This window comes from Nostoc sp. DedQUE09 (assembly GCF_034530915.1).
Lineage (GTDB): Bacteria > Cyanobacteriota > Cyanobacteriia > Cyanobacteriales > Nostocaceae > Nostoc.
In genome coordinates this window covers 119,346-145,471 of record NZ_JAVRCE010000002.1, presented here as the reverse complement: position 1 = coordinate 145,471, position 26,126 = coordinate 119,346, and the positions used below count along the sequence as shown (strand labels likewise).

13 protein-coding genes are annotated in these 26,126 nt (G+C 41.0%); 5 read left to right on the top strand and 8 right to left on the bottom strand.

Translation table 11 applies throughout. The features are described from left to right. Positions 1-36: 36 nt before the first annotated feature. From RMY27_RS01910 to RMY27_RS01890, 5 genes are all read right to left on the bottom strand, one after another. Positions 37-5,910 (bottom strand): polyketide synthase, encoded by a 5,874-nt coding sequence (locus RMY27_RS01910; RefSeq protein ID WP_322659969.1) that lies wholly within the window; start codon positions 5,908-5,910, stop codon positions 37-39. Positions 5,911-5,945: 35 nt separating this feature from the next. After that, a complete protein-coding gene (locus tag RMY27_RS01905) occupies positions 5,946-6,914 on the bottom strand; it encodes a cupin-like domain-containing protein (RefSeq protein WP_322659967.1) in 969 nt (322 codons plus the stop codon). Positions 6,915-6,941: 27 nt separating this feature from the next. Beyond that, positions 6,942-13,517, bottom strand: coding sequence for a non-ribosomal peptide synthetase (locus RMY27_RS01900; protein ID WP_322659965.1), 6,576 nt, complete (start codon positions 13,515-13,517; stop codon positions 6,942-6,944). A gap of 262 nt (positions 13,518-13,779) precedes the next feature. Further along, a complete protein-coding gene (locus tag RMY27_RS01895) occupies positions 13,780-14,640 on the bottom strand; it encodes an aspartyl/asparaginyl beta-hydroxylase domain-containing protein (protein WP_322659964.1) in 861 nt (286 codons plus the stop codon). A 224-nt stretch (positions 14,641-14,864) separates the two neighbouring features. Then, on the bottom strand, positions 14,865-15,095 hold the full coding sequence (locus RMY27_RS01890; RefSeq protein ID WP_322659962.1) for a hypothetical protein: 231 nt from the start codon (positions 15,093-15,095) through the stop codon (positions 14,865-14,867). A 1,078-nt stretch (positions 15,096-16,173) separates the two neighbouring features. On the opposite strand from RMY27_RS01890, the gene RMY27_RS01885 reads away from it, so the two are divergent. The 5 genes from RMY27_RS01885 (at position 16,174) to RMY27_RS01865 (ending at position 22,081) form a co-directional block, all read left to right on the top strand. Continuing rightward, positions 16,174-16,401, top strand: a complete 228-nt coding sequence (locus tag RMY27_RS01885) for an MbtH family protein (protein ID WP_322659960.1) — start codon at positions 16,174-16,176, stop codon at positions 16,399-16,401. A 998-nt stretch (positions 16,402-17,399) separates the two neighbouring features. Further along, positions 17,400-18,221: an ABC transporter ATP-binding protein gene (locus RMY27_RS01880; RefSeq protein WP_416212303.1), complete on the top strand. Its 822-nt coding sequence runs from the start codon at positions 17,400-17,402 to the stop codon at positions 18,219-18,221. Between the two features lie 396 nt (positions 18,222-18,617). Further along, the gene (locus RMY27_RS01875; protein ID WP_322659958.1) at positions 18,618-19,463 is read left to right on the top strand and encodes an alpha/beta hydrolase; all 846 of its coding nucleotides are present in this window, start codon (positions 18,618-18,620) and stop codon (positions 19,461-19,463) included. Between the two features lie 284 nt (positions 19,464-19,747). Then, a complete protein-coding gene (locus RMY27_RS01870; RefSeq protein WP_322659956.1) occupies positions 19,748-21,205 on the top strand; it encodes an alpha-amylase in 1,458 nt (485 codons plus the stop codon). Positions 21,206-21,862: 657 nt separating this feature from the next. Beyond that, the gene (locus RMY27_RS01865) at positions 21,863-22,081 is read left to right on the top strand and encodes a hypothetical protein (RefSeq protein WP_322659954.1); all 219 of its coding nucleotides are present in this window, start codon (positions 21,863-21,865) and stop codon (positions 22,079-22,081) included. 124 nt (positions 22,082-22,205) lie between these two features. On the opposite strand, the gene RMY27_RS01860 is transcribed toward RMY27_RS01865, so the two are convergent. The 3 genes from RMY27_RS01860 to RMY27_RS01850 form a co-directional block, all read right to left on the bottom strand. Next, positions 22,206-23,603 carry an ATP-binding protein gene (locus tag RMY27_RS01860; protein WP_322659952.1) on the bottom strand — a complete coding sequence of 466 codons (1,398 nt, stop codon included), beginning with the start codon at positions 23,601-23,603 and terminating at the stop codon, positions 22,206-22,208. A gap of 210 nt (positions 23,604-23,813) precedes the next feature. Further along, entirely contained in the window at positions 23,814-24,830 is a 1,017-nt protein-coding gene (locus RMY27_RS01855) for an iron ABC transporter permease (RefSeq protein ID WP_322659950.1), read from the bottom strand. Positions 24,831-25,268: 438 nt separating this feature from the next. Beyond that, a complete protein-coding gene (locus RMY27_RS01850; RefSeq protein ID WP_322659948.1) occupies positions 25,269-25,892 on the bottom strand; it encodes a 4Fe-4S single cluster domain-containing protein in 624 nt (207 codons plus the stop codon). Between the last annotated feature and the right edge of the window lie 234 nt (positions 25,893-26,126).

Below are 26,126 nucleotides of genomic sequence, written 5' to 3'. Positions count from 1 at the left end.
TGGTTTTACGTTAAGCTTTTCAAAATTAAAATTAGCTTAAGCTTCAGATAATTTTTCTAATTCCTCTATGATGGTTTCTTCAATAACTACAGCCAATTCAGATACAGAAGGTGCTTCAAAGAGGGAACGAACAGATAGTTCTACCTGGAAGTTTTTACGAAGCTGAGAAATTAGTACAGTTCCTATTAAGGAGTCTCCTCCTAACTCAAAGAAGTTGTCATGAATGCCTACCTGCTCAATCCCTAGTAATTCTTGATAGATATCAGCAATCCTAGACTCGCTCTCATTGGTAGGAGCAACATAAGCATTTTTCAGTTGGGGTCTTTGGTATACCGATTTAGATATGTTGGCCTTCTCTAGGACTTCTAAGGAAAATTTCTGCTCAACCTCAGTTAGTAAATCCTGCGTTGATACAACTATTTGAGGCACTGTGCTACTGAACAGAATCCGTCTAAATGCCTCAATGCCTTCTTCTGATGTCATTCCTGGCGCAATTTCTTCTCCTGTTTTCGCTTTATATAGTAAGTCAACACCTACTGCTCTCCCTATATCGCTCCATCTATCCCAGTTAATGGCTCTGGTAAATCTGCCATGTTTAGAGACACTGTAATGAGCAAACGTGTCAATAAAGGCATTTGCAGCAATGTAGTCTACCATACCCACTACAGGTTTAAATACACTACTTGATGAACAAAGTACGAAGAAATCTAGTTTGGCATTTTTAAAGAGAATATCAAGGATTCGTGTTCCTTTTACTTTCGGCGCAAGACCACTGGCTGCTGCTTGTTTTGTTTTTAGTTGAATAAGACCTCCCTCTAGAACTAATGCGGCATGAATCACGCCATGAATCTGACTAAATCGATTATTTGCCTGAGCGATCGCTGCTGACATTTGTTCAAGCTTGGTAACATCGGCGCTGACTACCAATACCTCTGCACCCAACGCCTCGATCGCTTGTAATTTTCGGATTTTACAGCTGATGCTGTCGGATTCATCATGAGTGGATAGCCATTGTAACCATTCGTTGCGATCGGGAAAAGCTGAACGCCCAGTCAGTACCAGTTTTGCTTTTACGGTCTGTGCCAGATATTCAGCCAGCACTAGACCAACGCCTCCTAATCCACCTGTAATCAGATAGACTCCCCCTTCCCTTAAGCGTGGTTTTCCTTCAACAGTTTCATGCAGTCGGACTGGTTCAAAAGTCTGTACCCACCGATGATTGCCACGGTAGGCGATAATCTGATCGGATGATTCAGTAGTGAGTTCTGTCAGTAACTGGTCTACTAGTTTATTCCCTTGCCAACTTTCTAGTTCGGGAATAACAACATCAATACTACGACAGTTTATATTTGGGTACTCTAGCGGAATAGTTTTACAGGACCCAAGAATTAGTGCTTTGTCTGGAGACAGCACCTCTTCGCCTGTTAATTCCTGCATATTATTTGAAACAATGCCAATTTCAAGGGAATCTGCAAGATTTTGTTCTCCAATTGCCTGAGCTAGAAACAGCAGACTGTAAAAGTCTAAATCTTGAGAGTCTAACGATTCAAGTCCTAATTCTGTGCGTTCCGGCGGTGTCACGCTCCATAAATAAACAATTGTTTTTGGAGTCAAGTCCAGGTTGCAAAGTTCTTTAAGCAGGGTGTAATAGTCATCCCTTTGTCGAGGGTTGATCGTGTATACGTGTTGATCGAGTCCATCTATAGAAGATTTGTTCTCACGATGAAATTGCTCTCCCATCTTGACAGTAATAACATTCTGGTTCTCAAGTTTGAGTCGCTTCACTACTTGGGAACCCAAGCCGCATTCATCGATAAAGACTAACCAACAACTTTCCTGAGTCAATTTCAAAGGCTGGGGCGGCATTGAGCGTTTCCAGGATGGAATATAAAACCAGTCAGCAATGTCCCGCTTTTTATCTGACAAGACTTGAGGCATCTTGTCAACATCTTTTTGATCGACTAAAGCTGTAAATGCTGCTGGTGCTGATAATGCTGCTGACCAAGAAGCCTGAGCAATAAAGACATGTTCCCCAAAGGCTTCAAATTCAGATAAAGCCGCCACCTCAACAAAACCACAGGAATTTAATGCTTCCTGCCACTGCTGTTTTGATAAAAATGGATTACCCATATTGCGGCTGCCTTTTTCATCTTCTATGGGATTCATAAGCAGACCATCAATCATGTCAAACTCTCGTTTAGGTTGAGTGATCTCCCAGAGCAGTAAGAAGCCTCCTGGAGCTAATAAAGAGTGAACATACTGAAGAGTTTCTTTGATGTTGCGGATTGTGTGCAATACATTGACAGCTACCACTACGTCAAAACTGTGGCTATTGTACCCTTGCTTTTGCGGCGATCGCTCAATGTCCAGTAAGCGATATTGGACAAAAGGATAGGCACTAAACTTATTTTTGGCTTCTTTGACAAAAAAACCGCCCACATCGGTAAAAGTATAGTTTGTTGGCTGGGATGAGAACACAGGTAGTAATTCCGCCGTAGCAATCCCAGTTCCACCACCGATTTCTAAAATTCTGAGGTTTACGTCTGGTGGTAAAGTCATTGCCAGCTTTTCCACCATTGCCCGCATAATGCCTCTGAAGTAAACCTCAGAGGGTAAGTATTGTCGAGAAATTTCTCCTTGCTGGACTAATGTAGCAACAGACAATTCCAACGGTTCTTTTTGACCAGTCAGCACAGCTACCAGATTTTCACCAAAGAGCTGGATCAGGTTTATATTTTGAGGTGTATCTGCCCATCTGACTCTGACTTCTTCTAGAAGAGTGTCGATCTCGTCTGTTGACGATGGCAAAAAGTTTGTAAATAGGCCTTCCTCTTGCTGTAACTGACCTTCCTCTACCAGTACTTCCAGCCATCTACACAACAATTCACGGTATTTAGGAATGATAGAACATTGCTCAAATAATTCCTCAATAGAATACTTTTTGGCTAGATCGCTAAATGCACCTAAATGCTTCAGGGCAAGGCTCATGTAAGCAGTACATAAACGATCTAACCATTGTTCGTTGGCTCGATAAGCTTGATCGTCAAATTCTAAGCTGCCTTGAATCGCTTGCATCTGAGCAGCGTCTACCAGAGATTTCCAAAGCTCTGATGCTGTTGGTTTTGGGTGGAATTGTCTGGGTGAGGGTGATGGTTTTTGTGGTTCAATCCAGTAACGTTGGCGCTCAAAGGGATAAGTTGGTAAGGGAAGGCGGTGACGGCGCTCCGCAGCATAAAAGCCTGACCAATCAATTTGGACTCCTGAGAGCCACAACTGACCTAATGTCTTAAGCAAGAAAGCCAAATCTGACTGTCGCTCGTAGGAATGCCGGAGTGAGGGTAGTACAACTCGATCTGTAGAGGAGCCGTTATCCAAACACTGTAAAGCTAAACTGCTCAATGTCTGTCCCGATCCCACCTCTAACAGAATCGGATTTTGTTTTTTCCACAATTGTTGAACTCCATCTGCAAAACGCACAGTTTCGCATAGATGCCTTGTCCAGTATGTGGGATTTGTAGCTTCGGCTGCTGTAATCCAAGTTCCCGTGACATTAGATAAATATGGAATTTTGGGTGGCTGGAGGCTGACAGTTTTTACCAAGTCAGTGAAGGGTTGTGCGATCGCATCCATCATTTTTGAATGAAAGGCATGGGAAGTTTGCAAACGCCGACAGGCTAATCCCCTTTGAGTTAACTTGCTTTCTAATTCATCCACAGCGTCTATGACGCCAGCAATCACGCACTGTTGCGAACCGTTGATTGCTGACAATGAAAGATTCTCATTTAATAGCGGACGCACCTCTTCTTCTGAAAGGGGGACAGCCAACATTGCCCCAATTGGTAATTCCTGAATCATTTGCGCTCTTTTGGCGACGAGAGTCAGAGCGTCTTCAATAGACAATACCCCTGCTAGCGTAGCCGCGACATATTCACCAATGCTGTAGCCAATCATTGCCGCCGGACGAATTCCCCATGACATCCACAACTGAGCCAAGGCGTACTCAATCACAAAAATAGCTGGCTGAGTGAGATAAGTTTGATTGAGCTTTTCAGTAGCTACATCTGCTTGTTCTGCCCCACGACCTAACATTTTTCGCAAATCTAACCCAGCAGCAACAGTGTTTTGTTTTTGCTGAGTGTCATTCTCACTGTTTCTGGTGGGATATATGACATCTCGCAAATCTTGACCAAGAAGCGGTTTGAGAAATTCACAACAGTAGTCAATTTGTTGCCGAAATGTCGGTTCAACGTGGTAAAGTTCACCAGCCATGTTGACATATTGAGTACCAAGCCCTGGAAACATGAAGGCTAGAGGACGTTCTTCAGTTTCTTGAACACTGGTAAGTAAGCGCTTTGGATCTTCAAGTGCAGCGATCGCATCTGCAATATCTTGACAAACAACTGTCTGCCGATGCTCAAAAGCTTGTCGTCCACACTGTAATGTATAAGCAACATCTGCGAGCTTTAAATCAGGATGCTGTTTTAAGTAATCTATCAGATTGACAGTAGCACTTTTTAATGCTGTGTCTGTTTTGGCTGAAAGTACTAATAATTGCCACGGACGAGAAGGGCCAGATTCTGCAAGGGTTGGCGCTTCTTCTAGAATTACGTGAGCATTAGTTCCACCTATACCCAAAGAACTCACACCAGCACGGCGAGGGGTATGAGTAGTTTTCCATTCTCTCAGCTTGGTGTTGACGTAAAAAGGACTATTGGCAAAATCAATCTCAGGATTGGGTTCTTCAAAGTTTAAGCTGGGCGGTATTTGCTGATGTTTGAGAGCCAGAGTTGCCTTAATTAAGCTTGTAACCCCTGCGGCTGCGTCTAAATGACCAATATTTGTTTTGACTGAACCGATCGCACAGAAGCCTTTTTTGTCGGTACTTTCACGAAAAACGTTAGTTAAAGCAGAAATTTCAATGGGATCGCCTAAGACAGTTCCTGAACCATGAGCTTCTATATAACTGATGGTTTCAGGTTCCACTCCAGCCAAAGCCAGTGCTTCTGCGACTACATCTGCTTGTCCGTTAACGCTGGGTGCTGTGTAACCGATTTTCCCAGAACCATCGTTATTGATGGCGCTACCTTTAATCACAGCATAGATATGATCACCATCAGCGATCGCTTCAGATAACCGCTTCAAAACTACAATTCCTACACCATTACCAATAATCGTTCCCTTGGCTTTGGCATCAAAGGCGCGACAGTGCCCGTCAGGTGATAAAACACCGCCTTCTTCATACAAATACCCAGTTTTTTGGAGAATATTAATAGATACTCCACCTGCTAAAGCCATATCGCATTGGTAATTTAATAGACTTTGGCAAGCGAGAGAAGTTGCAACTAAGGAAGTAGAACAAGCGGTTTGTATTGTCAGACTTGGGCCAGTAAGATTTAATTTATAGGAAACGCGAGTTGCTAGGAAATCTTTATCGTTACCAATTCCCCTTTGGAAAATGCTAGCTAATCCATTGCGTTGGCGCAGCCTGCCGCAGGCATCGCTCTTTAAATCCAATGATAAATAATTATTTGCACTAGCACCAGCATAAACTCCAACCCGACTTTCACAACGTTGGGAATCATAGCCAGCATTTTCTAATGCCTCCCATGCACACTCCAAAAATAAACGATGCTGGGGATCTGTAATTTCTGCTTCTCTAGGATTAAAGCCGAAGAATGAAGCATCAAATAGATCTATATTTTTTAATATAGCAAGGCTTTTCACATAACTAGGATTATGCAGTAATTCTGGATCAATTCCAGCGTCAATTAATTCGACATCTGTAAAAGTAGATATTGATTCTACTCCAGAACTTAAATTTTCCCAAAAAGCTTTAATATCATTAGCGCCGGGGAAACGTCCTGATATGCCAATAATTGCGATCGCTTGTATTGAGTCATAACTATTCATTAATCCTACTCCTACCTCATCAATTAGACATTTGATTAGAGCAAACGGGTGGCCAATGCAACTCTACCCAACCAAGGAAATTCCACCAACAATCCTAAAAGATTACCTATTATTGGATTTGTCTGACTTGCCGCATGTAAGACTATCTCTAAGTTCCACTCATTGACTGTGTTGAAGCCCAAGGCAATAGTGCTATCAAGGTTTTCCGCTTGATGCCACCACATAGACGGAATATAGATGATTTCCCCTGGGTTAAGGATAAATTCCACTGGTTTTGCATTGGCGTACAATGGAAATTTTTCTAAATCTGGGTTAAAAGCATCAACTTTTCCGCCGTATATAAATTTTTCTTGATCAGGTGGCATTAAAATGAATCGCTTCCGTCCATAAATTACTCCCAGCCATGCTTGCGTATAAAAATTATCGACGTGAAGACCTATTGATGACTCTTTACGACCCATAAACAGAAAAATATATTGGTGAAAACCATATTTATTCAATAATTTCTCTGGCAAATTTTCTAATAAATTATTGCAGTAAATTGGAACTTCACAATCTTCGTACAGTTCGGGATGGTCAAACAGAGGAAAGTCTATCAGGTAGAGTGATTTGTCTGTCTCGCCTGCCTCTAGATAATCCATGTAATCCCTAATAGTCATTGAGATGTTAGTGCCACTATTCTTATCTCTTACACCATCAGTCAAGACTGATCCATATTTGTCTCGAAAGAAATCTATAGTCCATCTAGTTGAAGCTTTCCAATTTTTAACAACATCAGTGATGATCACTGGCTTTCCAATAGATGCGTATTCTTGAACAAATTCATTGTAGGAAAGATTGCTGCGACGCTCAATACAAGAAATTGGTGTCCAGACTAATTTACGTTTCTTTTTGAACCATATTCTTCTAAGAAAGTATACACTCGTTATTGTTATTATAAATAACACAAATATTGCAAGTATTGATAATAAAAGAAGATTGGTGTTAAAGTTTGATGCCTGCATAGTTTTGCTGAGAGTAATTGCTCTGGCCTATTTGCGTGACTTATGAGTTTGTTTTTGTCGGTTGAGAGCCAATTTCTGTTTTTCAGAACGGTTATGAATCTCTTTAAAGGAATGTTGTTCTTGCTGTTCTTGACTCAGATGTTTAGCTAACAAACTAATACTAGGATATTGAAACATTTCTACTACTGAGATATCACGTTGTAATTTTTCTCGTAGTTTCGCGTTTACCTGAGAGATCAGCAAAGAATGCCCGCCCAAATCAAAAAAGTTATCGTTAATACTAACTTTCTCGATACCGAGTACTGTTTGCCACGTATTAGCAATTGTCTGCTGTAGCTCTGTTTTGGGAGCAACATAAAGCTGGTTTTGGGTAGAGTAACTTTCTGGCAAGGGTAAGGCGCGACGATTGACTTTGCCATTGGGGGTTAAAGGGAGTGCGTCTAAGAATATAAAAGCCGTTGGCACCATGTATTCAGGTAATTTTTCTCTGAGGAAATCTCGGAGTTGAGGTACTCGTTCACGTGCTAAACTTCCTTGCCAAGGAGTATTAGCGTAATCTTGCCAAGGACGAGACAAAGGAGGCACAGCAGCAGGTAAACAGAAACACCGAGCAGGATTGGGTGTAGAGCGTTTAAAGATCACGTCATAGCGATCGCCTGCACCATTACCTGACCAAGTAATTTGGACTAAGTAAGGAAAGTCTTTTTCTAATGTCCAGAATACTTCCGGTTCTACCCCTTGATCTTCAAAGGAGCTTAAAACCTGCTTCATCTCACCGACAGTTTCTGGCGTTTCACTATTTTTCAACCACTGTACGAGCTGAATATCTGCGATCGCACGGGCATTCGGCACACCGCTAACACCTAAAAATTGCGGTGCAGTTTCTTCGAGCATTTGGCGGACATAACAGAGGCTTACCTCTTGTTTGTTCCAATCCAGCCAGGGGATCTCTATCGTCGGAACTGCTTTATCGTCCAGATAGAGAACGACATCGTAGCGGAATTTGGTTAATTCATTTTGGGAACAACCACGCTCTAACAGAATGTCAACATGACTAATTTTAGGTAGATGCTGTTTGAGAGCAGTAAAGAAAGCAGGATCAATAACTAATTGTTTTTCCTCAAACAACTGTTTTTGCACGCGCTGTTGTAATGTTTCTCTCGAAAGAGTATCTGCTGCCCGATAAAGTTGAACTGAGGCATGGAATGCTTCTAATAAGGGCAGACTGCGAACATCTCCTAGAAAAATGAAGCCACCTGGTTCTACAACATTGACTGCCTTTTCCAGAACCTGGAGCAAATAGTCAATGCTTGGGAAGTACTGAGCCACAGAGACAATTAACACCGCATCAAAGCTATTCTCTGGCACATCTTCAAAATCTAAAGCGCTTCTCTGGCTGAGTGTAACTCCTGCTAATGGCTGCTCTAAAGTATCCAACTGCTGTTGGAGAATTTGCAGGGCATTTTCTGAGGGATCTGTTGCCCAGTACTGCTGGCAATGAGGGGCAATGTTCAAAAGCATTAGGCCGCTACCCCCACAACCTATTTCTAAAACCCGGTTGGGTTGCAAAGCTAAAATGCGCCCGATGGTTTGCTCCATCCATTCGCGCACTTCTTCGTCTGCGATCGATGCCCCTGTGTAGCTACTTTCCCAACCTTTGATATAGAAGCCGGAGTTTTGAGTGGCATCAAACTTTTTGTAGAGGCTATCAAAGACCGTTTGCCACTGCAAGGTTTGCTGAGTGTCTAACGTTTCTACCGTTTCCAGTTGATACTGTCCGACAACATAAGCAATCAAGCGCTGATGGTCTAAGTCGTCATTGTGAGCAACGACCACCGCTTCTTGAACGCCTGGGTGTTGATTGAGTAAAGCTTCTATTTCGCCTAATTCAATCCGGAAACCCCGAATTTTAACTTGATGATCGATGCGTCCGAGAAATTCCAGGTTGCCATCAGGAAGGTAGCGAACTAAGTCGCCTGTCTGATAAAGACGCTCACCAGGTTTTGAACTGTAAGGGTTAGGAATAAACTTTGCTGCTGTTAAGTCTGATCGCTTGAAGTAGCCCCTGGCAACACCGACACCTCCAATGTACAATTCGCCAGGGGTGCCTACAGGGACGAGTTGTAGATCAGGATCGAGGACGTAAGTTTGGACTTGGGGAATAGCTTTGCCAATCGGCACTTCGTCCGCTGTCGATACTGATAAGTCACACAGTGTAGCTACAATTGTTGTTTCTGTAGGCCCGTAAGTGTTGACAAGGCGTACTCGTTGACCAACCTGCTGCTGCCAAGTAGTGAGGTGTTTTCTATTAGCTCTTTCGCCACCAATGATCGCTAATCGCAGAGAATCGGGAAGTACCAAATTGGCTGTTGCTAATTCAGCAGTAACTTGATGCCAAAAGGCGGTAGGCAAATCTAGGACTGTTATCCCCCAATCACGACAATGCTGTAAAAATTGAGGCGTCGAACTTAACATCTCATCTGTACGCAGTATAAGAGTAGCACCGCAGATCAGACAGGGAAAGATTTCTTCCGCAGCAGCATCAAAGCTGATGGAAGCAAATTGCAGCACTCTATCGCTTGCTTCTAGTCCGTATTCTAAACAGGCAATTTCGGCATAACTCGCCAAAGAGCGATGCTGAATAGTCACGCCCTTGGGAGTTCCCGTAGAGCCAGAGGTGTAAATAATATAGACTAGGTTTTCTGGTTGCGTTTGATTGACAAGATTTTCCTGACTTTTTTGGGCAATGGCGCTCTTGTCTGTATCAAGGCACACGACTTGCGACTGAAGTGGAGGTAGAACAGCCAGCAGTGATTGCTGAGTCAGAAGGACTGACACTTGAGCATCTCTCAAGATTAGAGCGAGGCGTTCTTTTGGATAGGCCGGATCTAGAGGCACATAAGCACCTCCGGCTTTGAGAATCGCCAAGATTCCGATCGCCATCTCTAAGGAGCGCTGTATACAAATACCAACTCGCACTTCTGGCCCAACTCCTAGCGATCGCAGATGATGTGCTACTTGATTAGCACGTTGGTTCAATTCTCTGTAAGTTAAATGCTGGTTTTGAAATACCACCGCGATCGCATCTGGTGTCTTTTCTACTTGTGCCTCAAACAGTTGATGAATGCATTGTTCGGAGGAATTTGGAATTGGAGATTGATTTCTACTAAGTTGTAGTAACTCCTGACAATCTGCCGCGCTCAATAGTGGTAAGTTAGATAGCCGAGCTTGAGGATTAGCAGCAATGCCTGAGAGCAAATTCTGGAAATGCCTCAGCATTCGGTTGATGGTGGCAGTATCAAATAGGTCAGTATTGTAATAGAAGGATGCCGCCACTTCTTGCTCTGTAATTTCAATAGACAAGCTCAAATCAAACTGCGCTGTTTCTGTTTCTATTTTTAACAAGCTCAAAGCCAAACCAGGCATTTCTGGTAACTGCGAGTAATCTTGGACATTGAACATGACTTGAAACAGCGGTGTCCGACTTGTATCCCGCTCTGGTTGCACTGCTTCTACCAGTTGGTCAAAGGGCAAATCCTGGTGTGTGTAAGCCCCTAAAGCTACCTTTTTTACGCGCGTCAGCAACTCATCAAAAGTCGGGTTGCCGCTCATATCTGTACGTAGCACTAAGGTATTGACAAAAAAGCCAATTAACCCTTTAATCTCATCACGATTACGGTTGGCGACGGGTGTTCCGACAGCAATATCATCTTGTCCGGTATAACGATAAAGAAAAGTCTGAAATGCTGCTAATAGCAACATGAATACAGTTACACCTTCTTGACGAGTGATCGCCTTCAGTTGCTTAATGACTGCTTCGGACAACTCGATAGATTGTTGAGCGCCGTGTGAAGTTTGCACCGTCGGTCGTGGGCGGTCAGTAGGTAATTTTAATGCCGCTGGTATACCCTCAAGTTGTTGCTTCCAATAAGAGAGTTGAGTTTGCAGGATTTCCCCTCGTAGCCATTGCCGCTGCCAATGTGCAAAGTCTTTGTATTGGATCGAGATTTCCGTTAAAGGTGAAGCATTTCTGGTTAAAAATGCTTTGTAAAGTAATCCAATCTCTTGTAAAAAGACTTCAGTAGACCAGCCATCAGAGATGATGTGGTGCATCTCTAACAAAAGAATATGCTCTTGCTGTGCTAGGCGCAAAAGTTTAGCACGTAACAATGGCCCTTGGGTTAGCTCAAAAGGTCGTTGACTTTCTTGAGTCAAGAATTGTTGGACTGTGACATCACTCTGTGATTCTATATTTATTACTGATAAAGATAATTTTAGGGAAGAAGCAATAATTTGTACTGGCTGTCCATTGACTGTTGTAAATGTGGTTCTTAAAGTCTCATGCCGCCGGATAATTTCATTTAGGCTTTGTTCTAGTAGAGTAACCTCAAGCTCACCTTGGAGATTCACAGCTAAGGAAATATTGTAAGCTGGATTGCCTGGTTCTAATCGGTCAAGGAACCATAATCGCTGCTGGGCAAAAGATAGGGGATATACTTCGGCTGGCTGAACTTGGCTAAGAGACTTTGAGGGGATGAAAGCTTCTTTTGTCATTTGAGCCAGTATTTTGGTGATGAGCGATCGCGTACTCATCCCTTCAAAAAAGTCTGCTACGGATACTTCTACTTCTAAATCAACCTCAATCCGGTTTTTCAATTCAAATACTTTTAAAGAATCAAGTCCCAGAGCGCTTAATGCTTCTTGTGGATTAATATCATCTGTTGCAATTGAAAGTACTCCCGCCAAAAGTTCAATCAGATATGATTCTAGAATCGGTTGACATTCTCTTGGGGAAAGCGCCAAAAGTTCAAAACGCTGTAATTGAGTTTCCTTTCTGGCAAAAATATCACTAATCTTGAGAATGTCACTTTCAATTACACTCAGTTCGCCATTTTCAAACTGAGTGCGAGTTGCACGACGTTGAATCTTACCGCTAGAAGTTTTAGGTATACTACCTGGTTTAATTAAAACTACACCATAAACTTGTACTTCATGTTCTTGGGCGATCGCTTGCCGAATTGCACTAGCTACTTCTGCTAAATTTGGCTTGGCGCGAAACTCTAATTCTTGTACAACTACTAGCCTTTCTTCGTTATTAATCTCTACTGTAAATGCTGCATTAGCACCAGAACGTAAGGATAGATGGCTGCGTTCTGCGCTTAATTCGATATCTTGCGGGTAAAGATTACGACCGCGAATAATAATTAAATCTTTTGCCCTACCTGTAATAAAAAGCTCACCATTGTCCAAAAAGCCTAAGTCACCAGTCCGTAAAAACGGCCCTTCTTTTGTGTCTTTCAGATAGGCGTGGAATGTTTGCTCTGTTTCTTCTGTTCTATTCCAATAACCCTGACCTACACTGAAGCCAGATACCCAGATTTCCCCAATCTCATCGGATGAACAACGTGTTAATGTTTCAGGATTAACAATAACAATCTGCTGTTGAGGAATAGTTTCACCACAACTGACAAAGCTTTGAATATCTTGACTTTGGCTAGTTTTTTCAACTATCTGGTTCTGTGAAAGTGCAGATTTGTCTACAGTTTTTACTTGGGCTAAAGCTGTTTTGATCCCACCAGAAACTATTAAAGTTGCTTCTGCCATGCCATAACAAGGGTAGAATGCTTCTGCACGAAAGCCACACTCAGCAAAGGTAGTTGCAAATAGCTCAAGACTATCTCGTCGGACTGGTTCGGCACCGTTAAACGCAACACTCCAACTACTTAAGTCAAGAGTTTCTTTTTGCTCTTGAGTAATCCTTTGAACACATAGTTCATAAGCAAAGTTGGGACCACCACTGGTAGTGCCTTTGTAGTGAGATATAGCCTGTAACCAGCGATAAGGTCGTTGTAAAAAAGATGCTGGCGACATTAAGATGCAAGGAAAACCACCGTATAAAGGTTGTAAAATCCCGCCAATCAACCCCATATCATGGTAAACAGGCAGCCAGGATACAAACTTACTGCTGGGTGAATGTTCCATCAGTTGGTAGGTTACGGCGGCATTGTGCAGCAGATTGCCATGACTGAGCATGACTCCCTTTGGTGTGCCTGTAGAACCTGATGTGTATTGTAGAAAAGCTAGAGTATCGGCATTTATTGCAGGTTGTTGCCAAGAATCTTCTATACCCTGTGCGATGTTGTCAGTTGTCAGCCAGTGAAAATTTCCCTCTTTTGTTAGGAGTGTGACTATTGATTGTAGTGTGGGGAGCATTGCTGTTGTGGTGAGAGCAACACTTGCCTGTGCATCTATGCTAATAGCTTGTATTCTGGGGGTTTTACGCTGGTTGCGAGGCGGATAAGCTGGAACTGCCACTACCCCAGCATATAGACAACCAAAAAATGCGATTAGATAATCCAATCCAGGAGGATACAGTAATATGGCACGTTCTCCACTCAAACCAAGAGCTTGGAGTTGAGCTGCTACAGCCCGACTACGCCGATCCAATTCATGGTAAGTCAGTGTTAATTCCTGAGTTTCTCCATCTTCAAGGAAAGTAAAAGCTTGTGTGCCGGGTATATTGCAGCTGCGATCGCGCAGAATATCAACGATAGTCGCACATTGAGAGGGAATTTCGGGGAATTTATTGAGAATTTGATTCATTATTACGCTTTAGTTAATCAGATGCAGGCAAACAATAGTGGCAAAATTAATCTCACACTCACTCCTGGCTGAACAATCGTTTAAGTCAGCTGTGGGTATCTTAGTTTAAAAATCCACTTAATACAGCAAAGCTTAAACACACATACCTTTTTCCTGCTCAAGGTGATGTCTTTACAGAATTATTTAATTCAATTGGTTGGAAAAACTCTTAAACAGACCTAAATTGCTCTAGAGAAGATAGGGCGAAACTAGGAAGTCAAAGTTATAATAACTTATAAACAAACTCATATAAAAAATTTTCCAACTTTGACAATTCTGGGTGACGTAAATGCACTAACAGAACTACTCGCTCTTTCTGGCTTTTATTCCAGGCTTCATGCTCAAAGCTCTGGTCAAAAAATAAAGTTTTCCCTTCAGTCCAACTCCGCGTTTCACTTCCGACTCTAATTCCACAATTTTCTGGAATTATTAATCCCAACTGACAGGTAATATAAGTATTTGAAGTATCATGGTGTGGAGGTAAGACAACTCCTGGTTTTAAAACAAGAAAGTAAACATCTTCAAAAGGATCTATAAAGGATTTCAACTTAGACAAAATATTTACAGTTTTTGGAAATAAATATTTAGCTTCTTGAGTAAATTTCCCATCTAACCACAATCTAAATAGGGACCAGTCATCTTTTTTGTGAGATGGAGGTAGCTCAATGTCAGTTAAATGCTGATACATTGAAGCATCACTTGGATCAATGACTGGAGTGAAATTATTTTTATTATGGATATTCATTAATAACTCACTTTTTATATCTTTAGCACCCTCTTCAAGTGTATTTGTCACTATTGTGAAAACTTCGTAATCATTAGGCTCATACCAAGGTTTAGAAGGAAGCCCAAGATATAAAAACAATGTTGGTTTTTGTTGTTGATTAGAATCATTAATATTTGTCAAACCCAAATAAAATTTTAGAGACCTTTCAAATCTCTGAACATTACCTTTAGGAAACAAAAAAATTAATAATTTAAGGAGCAAAAAAAATATTTTTATCTTTATATTATCCGAATCAGGCAATATTTTCTCATTGTGGAAAGATTCCTTATATTCTTGATTTTCTTGCAAATTAGTCATTTTTATTTTCCTCCATTAATAATTTGCTTTGATTGAGTGATAAAAGTATTTTATTTCTCTACAAAATTAAGGATTATCCTTAACCATGTTTTACGACTGCGAACGCTTATCTTGTGAAAAATGCGCATAAATTCCGTATCTTGACTTTTAATGCTACTGAAGTTAGTAAACAAATGCTTGAGTATCGTTTAAGATACTCCTCAAGATGAATGGAAAATTCTGTTTTAATACTGCATGAGAATAGTAGTTTTACGTTCAATTAAATTGGCAAGAGAATTTATTGTGCAGAAGTTTTCCAATTCATCGGAAGTCAGTGTTAATTCCTGAGTTTCTCTATCTTCAAGGAGAGTCAAAGCTTGTTTATGCGGTATATTACAGCTGCGATCGCGCAGAATATCCAGGATAGTCGCACATTGAGAGGGAATTTCTGGGAATTTATTGACAATTTGATTCATTATTATGCCTTAGTTAATCAGATACAGGCAAACAATAGTGGCAAAATTAATCCACACTTCCTCCTGGCTGAAGAAGGGTTGGAGTCAGTTGTGTGGGTATCTTAGTTTAAAAATCCACTTAATACAGCAAACCTTAAACATACATACCTTTTTCTGACTCAAAGTACTGCCTTTACAGGATTATTTAATTTTATTAAGAAACTCTTGAATAGACCTGAATGTTGCTTTAGGTAAGACAGGGCGAAATTAGTAAGTCAGCCATGCAAGCTTCTGTATTGCTAGTTATTTTCATTTAGACTTTCTTACATTACTAGGGATTGTGGCTTTTGGCAATCCTGTATTAATAGCGAATAATTATCAATATTGAAAATATATGCCGTTTGAGACTATTACTAAATATTTTATAACTTTTGATAGATGTCAACGCATGGAAAAAGCCCATCGCTTTCAACAACCTGATTTTAGCTGACGATGAAATTCCGTAGTCTAAAGATAGTCTAACTAATGGCTCAGTTGTTAATTGGGAGTGTGCGCTCGCCTGACGACAACGCTCAATAATAGGATCTACCGCAAACGCTCACCTATTTAGCGCCAAAGAGCCACCTCTGCGGCTCTAGCGATTCAGAAGCATCAGAACACTCTGCAAATAAAGATACTGCTCAACAAAAAAATCTAGCTTCAGTAACAATTACCGTTACTGCTGTTGAAGTCCAAGAGTTAAGTCAAGAGAATACCTTGATTTGTTACCCAATTAATGATAATCTTTATTATTAAATAAATTTAGTAGTTCAAAAAGTTTCCAAAAGTCTTACTAGTCCTTGACTTGAGATGAAAAATACAATTCTCTAAAAGCAGCTTATAGTCTAACTTTTGGATTAACCTTGTTATGCGCATATTGCAGGTGCTTTGCGCCATCGCAACCACTGATGATTGTCAGTTTCCCAAACATCGGCACAAACCCGGATTCTTCTTTAGTTTCTAATACCAAAATTATGCATACTTTGACTTAAGTAATATTCCTAACTAATGGTGCAACACCAAAGCATAGCTAATTAAATTAAATAGCAGGAGAGAAATTATGTACCAAGACAACAAAGAAGACACAGCAATTTACAAAGTTGTAGTCAATCATGAAGAACAGTATTCCATTTGGCCTGCTGACCGAGAAAACGCACTCGGCTGGAAAGATGCTGGCAAAAGTGGTTTGAAACAAGAATGTCTAGATTACATCAAAGAAGTTTGGACTGATATGAGACCACTTAGTCTTCGCAAAAAAATGGAAGAAGCTGCTGGAGGTAAATCATAACGTATCGGCTCAATAAGTCGGGGTAGTCAAAATAAGTATAAGCGGCTACCAAGACTAACCTAAGAGATTAATAAAAGCTCTAAGCTATGCACTATAAGCACTACAACTGTTAACGCTCTGGGACAATGCAAGGTGGAATGTATCAATTAAATACTCTAAAATTTTGCTCAAGTTAATGATTTTTTCTCACAAGTGAGAAATCCGGGTAAAGAGACTTTAGAAAAGCTCCAACAAAAACCTTTGTGGCGATAACTTAAAGCGGTTTAACAGAATCAAGTTTATTTTTTAGACAGGTTGCGCTGGCATGAAATTGATATCTTATTAATCAATATAATAATTGCTGACTTATTTCAATACCTAGTTAACACTCTTTAAATCATTTTATTCTTGGGAAGCATCCTATATATTTTGAATCATTAGGTAAGTTAAGGTCAAGCAATTTTGCAGAATAGGAAGCAGTATTTAAGAAAGTATTAGCAATTTTTAAAACCACATTCCAGACTTGGATTAGTAGGTGGAAATCATCAGGGTTTGATTCCAGTAGCTGGGATGACAGGAGCAATAATTGTGGTTTCATCTAGTTTTATCGGCAGAATTATTTTTGCTCCTATCTAAATTACTTGCGGAATTTTTACTGCTGTGATTGCTGCTCTATATTTTATTTATTAATTAAAAATTGAAAAATTAAGACCTAATTCAGTATACTTAATATTCAGTAGGTAGAGAAAAAAGCTAGTTTAGGTGTAGCATTAATAAAAGCGAATAGTGTGATATATCATGTCAGGGTAATTAGTGATGATTCCCATAGTACTTGCACCCTATGCGCCAGTTGCTCATGCCATAGCCTCGCTGGCTCCCCTTAATCTCCTATCTACCTGCGGGAATGGGAAACAAAGTGCTGATTTAGCGGGGTGGGGTTCTTTGGGTTTAATTAAGTAATTAAGCGCATATGATATTACATACTTACAAAATTATCAAAGATTATCTTAAGTTGAATTATGTCAATATCATTATTGCACGATAATATGCATTCCCAAATGTCAGCAAAAAATTTGACTTTGGGTTATGATAATATAAATATTATTAAGCATTTAGATTTAGATATACCACCGGGAAAAATAACTGCTTTAGTTGGTGCAAATGGTTGTGGAAAATCAACTTTATTACGAGGGTTAGCAAGATTATTAAAACCTCGTGTTGGCACAATTTATTTAGATGCAACAGATGTATTTAAGCTATCAACAAAAGATGTTGCTAAAAAGTTAGGAATTCTTACCCAAGGGCCAGTTGCACCAGAAGGATTAACCGTTCGAGATTTGGTAGCTTGTGGAAGGTTTCCTTATCAAAGCTGGTTGCAGCAGTGGACAAAAGAAGATGAAAGATTAGTAGAACTAGCGTTAGAAATTACTGGGATTAAATACCTGGCAGAACGTGAGTTAGATACTCTTTCGGGCGGACAGCGACAACGCGCTTGGATTGCAATGGCATTAGCTCAAGATACGGATATTTTATTGTTAGATGAACCAACTACTTTTTTAGATTTGGCGCACCAAATAGAAGTTTTAGATTTATTGTATGATTTGAACCAAAACCAGCGACGAACGATTGTGATGGTGTTACATGATTTGAATCACGCCTGTCGTTATGCTGATTATTTGGTAGCGGTGAAAGAAGGTGAAATTTTTGCTGTTGGCGAACCTAATTTGGTGATCACTGAGAAGATGGTAAGGGAGGTGTTTGGATTGGAATGTCGGATTATCCCAGACCCAGTTTCAGGTACACCGATGTGTATACCAGTGGGAAGAAAGGGGAGAAAATAGAAATAAATAAAAACATTTCTTCCTTCTGGTCTTGGAGAGTAGGGAATAAGTTTTTTTACTAGCAGTGATGAAAAAACATCTTGCAAATATGCAATGCTCTCTTCTGAAATGAAATTGCTATATTTATTGCAGATATCTAATACAGTGGAGAGCGATCGCCTTTGATCTAGATTGTGAATAGATCCAAAATATTACAGCAGTTTTCAAGTAATTGACTACACCACTCCCTAGTCCCCGTCTTAGTTGACTGGTGTCAGTAAATTACTCAGTTGCTTCATTCCAGATACTCATTTGTGACAAAAGCATAAAGTTTGATGAAGTTGTATTAGTTGTAGTTATAAAACATCAGAAATTGGGAAACCTGGAAATAAAGTTTTACCCGATAAATGAAAACTAATGGATAAACAGCAAATTATAAAACTGCTAATTGGTGATTTGACTTGGCAACGGCTGGTTAAATCTTTAATCTTTATCTATCTATTTTTTGCTGCATTTGTATATTTTCGGGCAGATAGCATGATTTTTCTGTCTCAACCTTCTAGCTATCGGGATGACCCAACAATTCTGAAGTTAAGGAGTGGGGATACAAATATCTCAGCTACATATTTGTTGAACAATCAAGCTAAATATACTATTCTTTATTCTCATGGTAATTCTGAAGATTTAGGAGATATCAAACAGATCCTAGAAAAGTTATACGCGTGGGGTTTTAGTGTCTTTGCTTTTGATTATCGCGGTTATGGTACAAGTCAAGGAAAAGCGACAGAAAGTCATGCATACGAAGACATCAATAGCGCTTACAATTATTTGATACACAATTTAAAAATTCCATCTGAAAAAATTATAGTTTTAGGGCGTTCGGTTGGCGGTGGTTCTGCGGTAAATTTAGCAATGCAGAAACCAGTCGCTGGTTTAATTATTGAAAGTTCGTTTATTTCCGCTTTTCAAGTAGTAGTACCTTTTCGGATTTTACCTTTTGATAAGTTTCCCAATCTGAAGAATATCAAAAAAGTCAAATGTCCGATATTGGTGATTCATGGAAAAGCAGATAACATAATTCCTTTTACTCATGGAGAAAAGTTGTTTAATGCTGCAAGATCCCCAAAACTTTATTTGTGGGTTGAAGAGGCAAATCATAACGATTTATTCTCGATAGCTGAAGAAAAGTATCGTCAAACTTTGCAGGAGTTTACTAACCTTGTCAAGGCAAATCAGCAATTATCCCGTCCCAGTAATTCGTAATTGCTCAAAGCTACCTCTGTGCGAACAGTAGTACTACACGCGATAACCTCCGATATCACTAGCTAGCAAAGGAGAAGGTCAAATCGGCTTTTCTAAGAATTTGCTCAGATAGTGAATCCTGGCGGTTTAGGTTTAACACCTTTGCCATTTGTCCTTTGTGAAGTCGTCATTGAAACCTAAATAAATTCGGATGAAGTTATGATGTGTGACAAAAGTAACATATCCTAGCATCAGAGATTTCTGACCGAAATCTGTAAAATCAAAGATTCTACAAAGGCGATCGCATGACTAATGGCGTAATAATGCAGTATTACCATTGGTACATCTCCAATGATGGTACGTTATGGGACAAGCTGGATAAAACAGCCAATGAGCTAGCTGATGCAGGCTTCACTGCCTTATGGCTGCCGCCAGCTTATAAGGGCAGTGGTGGAACATGGGATGTTGGATACGCAGTCTATGATTTGTTTGATCTAGGTGAGTTCGATCAAAAAAATACTGTTCGGACAAAATATGGAACACGCGAGCAATACTTGAGAGCTATCAAAACGGCACAACGTGCAGGTATTCAAATCTATGCCGATGTGGTTTTCAACCACAAAGATGGTGGGGATGAAATAGAACGCATCTTTGCCCAAGAAATGGATTGGAATGACCGCAACCGCCCAGTCAGCGATTGGTACGAAATTGGAGCTTATACAAAGTTCAATTTTTCTGGCCGTGGAGATAAATACTCCAGTATGAAATGGTATTGGTGGTGCTTTGATTCATTATCATATAACGCAGATACCAAAAATGCAGACAAGCTCTACCGCCTTAAAGATAAATATTTTGAGACGGAAGTTAGCCACGAACACGGCAACTACGATTATTTAATGGCCAACGACCTGGATACAGGTAATAACCTCGTGCGGGGTGAGTTGATGTATTGGGGACGTTGGTTTGTTGACACCACAGGTGTAGATGGCTTTCGCATTGACGCTGTTAAACATATCCGCTCTACTTTTTTCCGTGATTGGTTAAATCACCTGCGAGTTCATTTTGGTGGGCGGGAACTGTTTAGCGTTGGCGAGTACTGGTCTCAAGATATCAATGCCTTACACGCTTATATTGCCTCTAGTGATGGGCGTTTGTCGTTATTTGATGTGCCTCTACATTTCAAATTTCACCAAGCTAGTCGCCAGGGTAGTAGCTTCGATTTGCGATCAATTTTTGATAGAACCCTAGTTAAAGAACAACCTGCTCTAGCTGTTACCTTTGTCGAAAACCATGATACCCAACCTTGTCAATCCCTAGAGTCGCCTGTTGAACCTTGGTTTAAGCCCTTAGCCTATGCACTAATCTTATTGCGCCGCGAAGGCTATCCTTGTGTTTTCTATGCAGATTATTACGGGGCACAATATCAAGATAAAGGACGCGATACTACCCTTTACTCCCACCGTTTCTTGATTGACAAGTTCTTGAAAGCGCGTAGAGAATACGGTTTTGGCGACCAGCATGATTATTTTGACCATCCCAATACTATCGGTTGGACGCGCTTGGGTAATAGGGAACATCCGGGTGCAATGGCTGTAGTGCTGACCAATAGCTCACCAGGGAACAAGTGGATGAATGTGTTCCGACCCAATCAGGCATTTTACGATGCCACGGGACATATAAACGATATCATTTACACCAATAACGACGGATGGGGAAATTTCCCATGTCCTGGTGGTTCAATATCGGTCTGGCTGCAAAAATAGTTTGAATAGAAAACTAAGGTTAAAGAGGTAGATAGTAAGGAATTTTTCCCCTATCTACTTCTTTGACAATAGCATTCAACATAGAAGGAAGCAAAATTTTCAACAGGATTACGGAATGGCGATGACATAGCTTGAAGTCATAATCATCAGAACACAAACTGGCTGCGTTCACTAAATTTTTTGCTTGACTAACTCCAAGCAAAAAATCTGAAAACAGCCAAATAATTAAAACTATTAAGGAGATAAATTAAGATGAGCGATAATAAGAACTCACAACCCCCAACCAAAAAACAACCTCCTAATACAATAGGAAAACCACCTAAAACTGAATTCATTAACTCCGAACAACAATCTAAAACACAAAAATTATCAGATATTAATTGACCAGGAATAATCCCAATACTACTTGGTTAATAAAATTTGTAGGTTAGGTTGAACGGAGTAAAACCCAACAAAGCCTTGAAAATGTTGGGTTTGGTTCCTCAATTCAACCTACACCGAAGTGATTCTTTAGGCTTAAGCAAGCGTATTGCCAGTAATCCCTAATTAATCCATACAGAAATTTATGCGAGGACAATTAAGAGATTGCCATGAAATAACTCAAGGCAACTTTTATCAATTTATTTAGTAGCTGAATAGAAATTTTAACTTAAACTTATGATACAAGCCTCAAAAAAAATAGTCATTGAAGATATCTATCTTCAAGAGAGCGAACTGACAGGCACTGAAGCTCAATCTATTAATGGTGGTTCACCGACTTTACCACTGCCACCACCTAGTAATGGTAGATTTTTGTTATTTTCTTTTGATTGGGTAGCACTTAATCCCCAACCCTTACCTCCAAAAAGCTCTTCTACCCCAATATTTTCTTTATAACTACAAAACGAATTCTAGTGTAGGAGCTAATAAGAAACTAGAAGTCTGACGAAAATATTCATTTGCTGCTAGATTTTGGGAACCAGTGGTTCCCATTTTATTTTTAATCCCATTGCTTATTGATTCATTGATTTGATAAGGGTAGGCAAATGGTGAAACAAGTTCTACCTGACTGCGACTCAAATGAAAGCGTACCGTGATGGCGATTTTCTACAATCCGGCGAACGGCTTCTAAACCAAGTCCTGAACCATGCCCCACTGATTTGGTGGTGAAGAAAGGTTCAAAAATGCGGGTTTTAATTTCAGGTGGAATTCCACTGCCAGAATCGATGATGTCAATATGGGCATAGCGATCGCAATGGTGTGTTGTAATTTCTAGCAGTCCCTTACCATCCATTGCATCAATGGCGTTGTCAATTAAGTTTGTCCACACCTGATTCAGTTCGCTGCCATAGGCGAGGATTTTTGGAAGACTTCGATCATAATTGCGTTGCACTTGGACACCGCACTTAAGTTTATGAGCAAACAATCGCAAGGTATCTTCCAAGCCTTGATGTATATCTACTTCTTGCTGAGTGCCTTGATCGAGGTAAGAATAAGACTTCATCGCTTGCACAAGTTCGGAAATCCTCTCAGATCCTCGCAAACCATGTTTAATCATCGACATGACTTCAAAGGAAAGCGCTAGCCAGTGCAATCCCATTTCTCGCAATTCTGTGTCGTCGTTGCGCCAACGTTCCATGAGTTGTTCTAGGGTTTCAACCTCAACACCACCTTCGGCTAAAGGTTCTGCTAATTTCCAGGCTTGGTTTACACCATAGTCTTCTAACCATTCCAGCAATATGTCTTCGCGATCGCTTAGTGTTACCGGATCTAGGCGATTATTCAAAATCGCATCATAGCCTTGATCACGTACTCTCAACCAGTGCTGAGTATGGGCTTCGTCAACATTGCGTTGCCCATAAACTAAGTTCATTCGTTGTAACTCTAAGATGGCGGCTGGCATTTCTTTTAAAGTCCGAACCAAGGCTGCGGCTGGGTTGTTGAGTTCATGAGCAAGACCCGCAGCAAGTGTCCCTAAAGCTGCCATCTTTTCCCGCCCACGAATGAAAGACTCTAGCCCCCGGACACGACGTTGCATAATTCGGAAGACCATCCGCTCAAAATCACGACATTCATGCAGCAGTTTGCGGAAGTCTTCTCCCTTCATTTCATAGAGGTGGCAATTTGAAAATGCCCGCATTGTCACAGGTGCAGGTTCATCTGTGAGTACTGGAATTTCACCAAAAAAGGATGGGGCTTCGTGCTGCCCGATGGGAATTTCCGCTCCTTCACTGCGGCGGGTCATGTTGATTTTACCTTTGACCAAGATAAATAAGCGACATACAGGGTCTCCCTCATGGGACAACACTTCTCCGGGGGAAAGTTCAACTGTTTGAGCGCGATCGCAAACCCACTGCAATCGCTCTTCCGGTAGCTGTTGAAATGGGTCTAAGTTGATTAATTCCTCAACACACAACATCAATTAACCTCCTTGAGAGGGCAGGGGGCAGGGGGGCATGGGAGCAGGGGAGCAGGGGAGCAGGGGGGATAAGAAACTAAGGTTATAGATCTGGGTTTCTCTATGGAGAATTTTGGCTTAAATAGTTGAAGAAGGCTTTGTATGAGTTTATCAGAATGCGCAAAAAACCCGATCCGTATATACGGTGGGGATGAATGGCGGTCTGGTTGCTCAAAATTTATTAAAACCAGCAGAACGACGATAAAGTAACCAGATAAACAGGGGTGAACCCAGCAAGGCAGTGACGGAACCTACTGGTAGTTCTACTGCTCCTAGTCTAGAGAGTAAATCTGCAAAAGTGAGTAACCATGCACCGGCAAGGGCGGAAAGTGGTAAAACAAAGCGATGATCTGTACCAACAATGAGGCGGACACCGTGAGGGACAACAAGACCAACAAATCCAACCAAGCCACTGATGCTGACTGCACTTGCAGCTAATAGAGTGGCGACACCACCAATTAACAGGCGCGATCGCGTCAACGAAAGCCCTAAACTCACAGCCAAATCATCTCCCAAAGCCAGTATGTTTAGCGATCGCGCCAGCAAGCATCCCCCAATCAATGCAACAATAATGTAAGGGCCAGTCGTAGCAATTTCTTGCCAACCCCGTCCATTGAGACTACCAACAAGGAAACTGAGCGCAACTTGAATTTGCCCATCTTCAGCTAAAAGCAGCAATGTACTTTGTACAGCACCAAATAAAGAACTTACCGCTACTCCGCCTAAAATCAACCGCTCAACAGAAATTCCCGAACCTGAACGACCGAGTAAAATAACGATCGCGGCAGTTAAAATTGCTCCTATCCATGCTGCTAAAGGAATTGCGATCGGGAATATTTGGCACACAATCATCAGAATTACAAGTAGTCCCGCACCTGCTGAAATACCCAAAATAAATGGATCGGCGAGACTATTACGTAACATTCCTTGCAGCAACGCTCCTGACATTCCCAAAGCTGCGCCGACAATAATCGCAGCAGTAATGCGTGGGAGACGTAAATCCCAAAGAATTATCTGTTTAACCGGATCACCTTTGTGGAAAATGGCTTGCCAAAATTCCGACATATTTAAAGGTACTGCTCCTTGAGAAAGTGACAGCGCTAGCGTTACCACCAGTGCTGTACCAAAAAGTAAAACAGCCCAAAATACGCGGTGTTCAGTAAAAATTTTCTGAAATGGTCTAGTCAAATTTATGATATGTATTTTTTTTTAATATAATCTGTCCCAAACAAAGCTGCACTTTAAAGATAGCTTTTCGATAAGGGAAGAGAAATCTAAAAATTTGACCCTCAGAAGATGAAAGTTGACCTTCAGAAGGTGGAAGTTGATCCTCAGAAGCTCAATGTTGACCCTCAGAAGCTCAATGTTGACCTTCAGAAGGTGAAAGTTGACCCTTAGAAGGTAAAAGTTGACCCTCAGAAGGTGAAAGTTGACCCTCAGAAGGTGAAAGTTGACCCTCAAAAGGTGAACTTTGACCCTCAGAAGCTCAACGTTGACCCTCAAAAGCTCAATTTTTAAGTTTTAACTCCCTTTTCTTTCCCTGCTCCTCTGCTCCTCTGCTCCTCTGCTCCCCTGCTCCCCTGCTCCCCTGCTCCCCTGCTCCCCTGCTCCCCTGCTCCCCTGCCCTTACGTTAGTTCTAGTCCACCTTGATAGCCAGTGACAATGCGACCACCATCTTTGAGGATGTGGATTTCTATCTGGTCGCTAGCCCAAGTAATCTGGTCTTGGAATGCTGGGTTTAACACCCGAACCCGTTGATTGCTAGAAGAGACTGGAGAATTGGGAGAATGAATTGCCAGAGATTGTACAAAAGGCCCGTCAATCAAAATATCGAGTTGTTCTAACAATGCTTGGGAACCTGGCGGTGCAGATTGGGACTGTAGCTGCTTAAGAGTGAACCCAGAAAAAGACATGACATTTAAACCAGCAGCTTTTACCTTCCGGGCTAAAGACGCTAGTGCCGTTGCTTGCCAAAAGGGTTCTCCTCCAGAAAATGTTACACCCGTGTTGCGGGGATTGCTGAGAATATTTTCGGCAAGAGCATCAACAGCAATCAATTGGTTAGGTTCAAAAGACCAGGAGTTAGTATTGAAGCAGCCAGGACACTCACGCAGACAACCTTGTACCCAGACGACTGCACGACAACCAGGACCATTAACTTCTGATTGATCGACGTAACCCATAATATTGAGATAGCCTGGGGGAATTTCTATGAGTGCTAGCGATGGGTCAGTTGGCTTAATTTCCATCTCTTTAACTCCTTTTAGCCGTTAACTATTAAATATAGCGAATCTCCACTTATATAATCGTGACAATAGTTATATAACTAGGATTTAATTGATAAGCAATCTCTCAAAAACTTTTGGCGCTTTGGAAAAATCCGCTTTAACTTACTAGACTGAATCTTGTAGGATTTTTATCAAATTTATGACACAATTGCTACAAACATAAGAATGAAAATTTTCTCATCAAAGTTTCATAAA

What these genes read in the sequence shown, in the direction of transcription:
- RMY27_RS01850 (WP_322659948.1), bottom strand. Translation starts at nt 25,892, where the DNA reads ATGGAAATTAAGCCAACTGACCCATCGCTAGCACTCATAGAAATTCCC.
- RMY27_RS01885 (WP_322659960.1), top strand. Translation starts at nt 16,174, where the DNA reads ATGTACCAAGACAACAAAGAAGACACAGCAATTTACAAAGTTGTAGTC.
- RMY27_RS01860 (WP_322659952.1), bottom strand. Translation starts at nt 23,603, where the DNA reads ATGTTGTGTGTTGAGGAATTAATCAACTTAGACCCATTTCAACAGCTA.
- RMY27_RS01880 (WP_416212303.1), top strand. Translation starts at nt 17,400, where the DNA reads ATGTCAATATCATTATTGCACGATAATATGCATTCCCAAATGTCAGCA.
- RMY27_RS01905 (WP_322659967.1), bottom strand. Translation starts at nt 6,914, where the DNA reads ATGCAGGCATCAAACTTTAACACCAATCTTCTTTTATTATCAATACTT.
- RMY27_RS01895 (WP_322659964.1), bottom strand. Translation starts at nt 14,640, where the DNA reads ATGACTAATTTGCAAGAAAATCAAGAATATAAGGAATCTTTCCACAAT.
- RMY27_RS01900 (WP_322659965.1), bottom strand. Translation starts at nt 13,517, where the DNA reads ATGAATCAAATTCTCAATAAATTCCCCGAAATTCCCTCTCAATGTGCG.
- RMY27_RS01890 (WP_322659962.1), bottom strand. Translation starts at nt 15,095, where the DNA reads ATGAATCAAATTGTCAATAAATTCCCAGAAATTCCCTCTCAATGTGCG.
- RMY27_RS01870 (WP_322659956.1), top strand. Translation starts at nt 19,748, where the DNA reads ATGACTAATGGCGTAATAATGCAGTATTACCATTGGTACATCTCCAAT.
- RMY27_RS01910 (WP_322659969.1), bottom strand. Translation starts at nt 5,910, where the DNA reads ATGAATAGTTATGACTCAATACAAGCGATCGCAATTATTGGCATATCA.
- RMY27_RS01865 (WP_322659954.1), top strand. Translation starts at nt 21,863, where the DNA reads ATGATACAAGCCTCAAAAAAAATAGTCATTGAAGATATCTATCTTCAA.
- RMY27_RS01875 (WP_322659958.1), top strand. Translation starts at nt 18,618, where the DNA reads ATGGATAAACAGCAAATTATAAAACTGCTAATTGGTGATTTGACTTGG.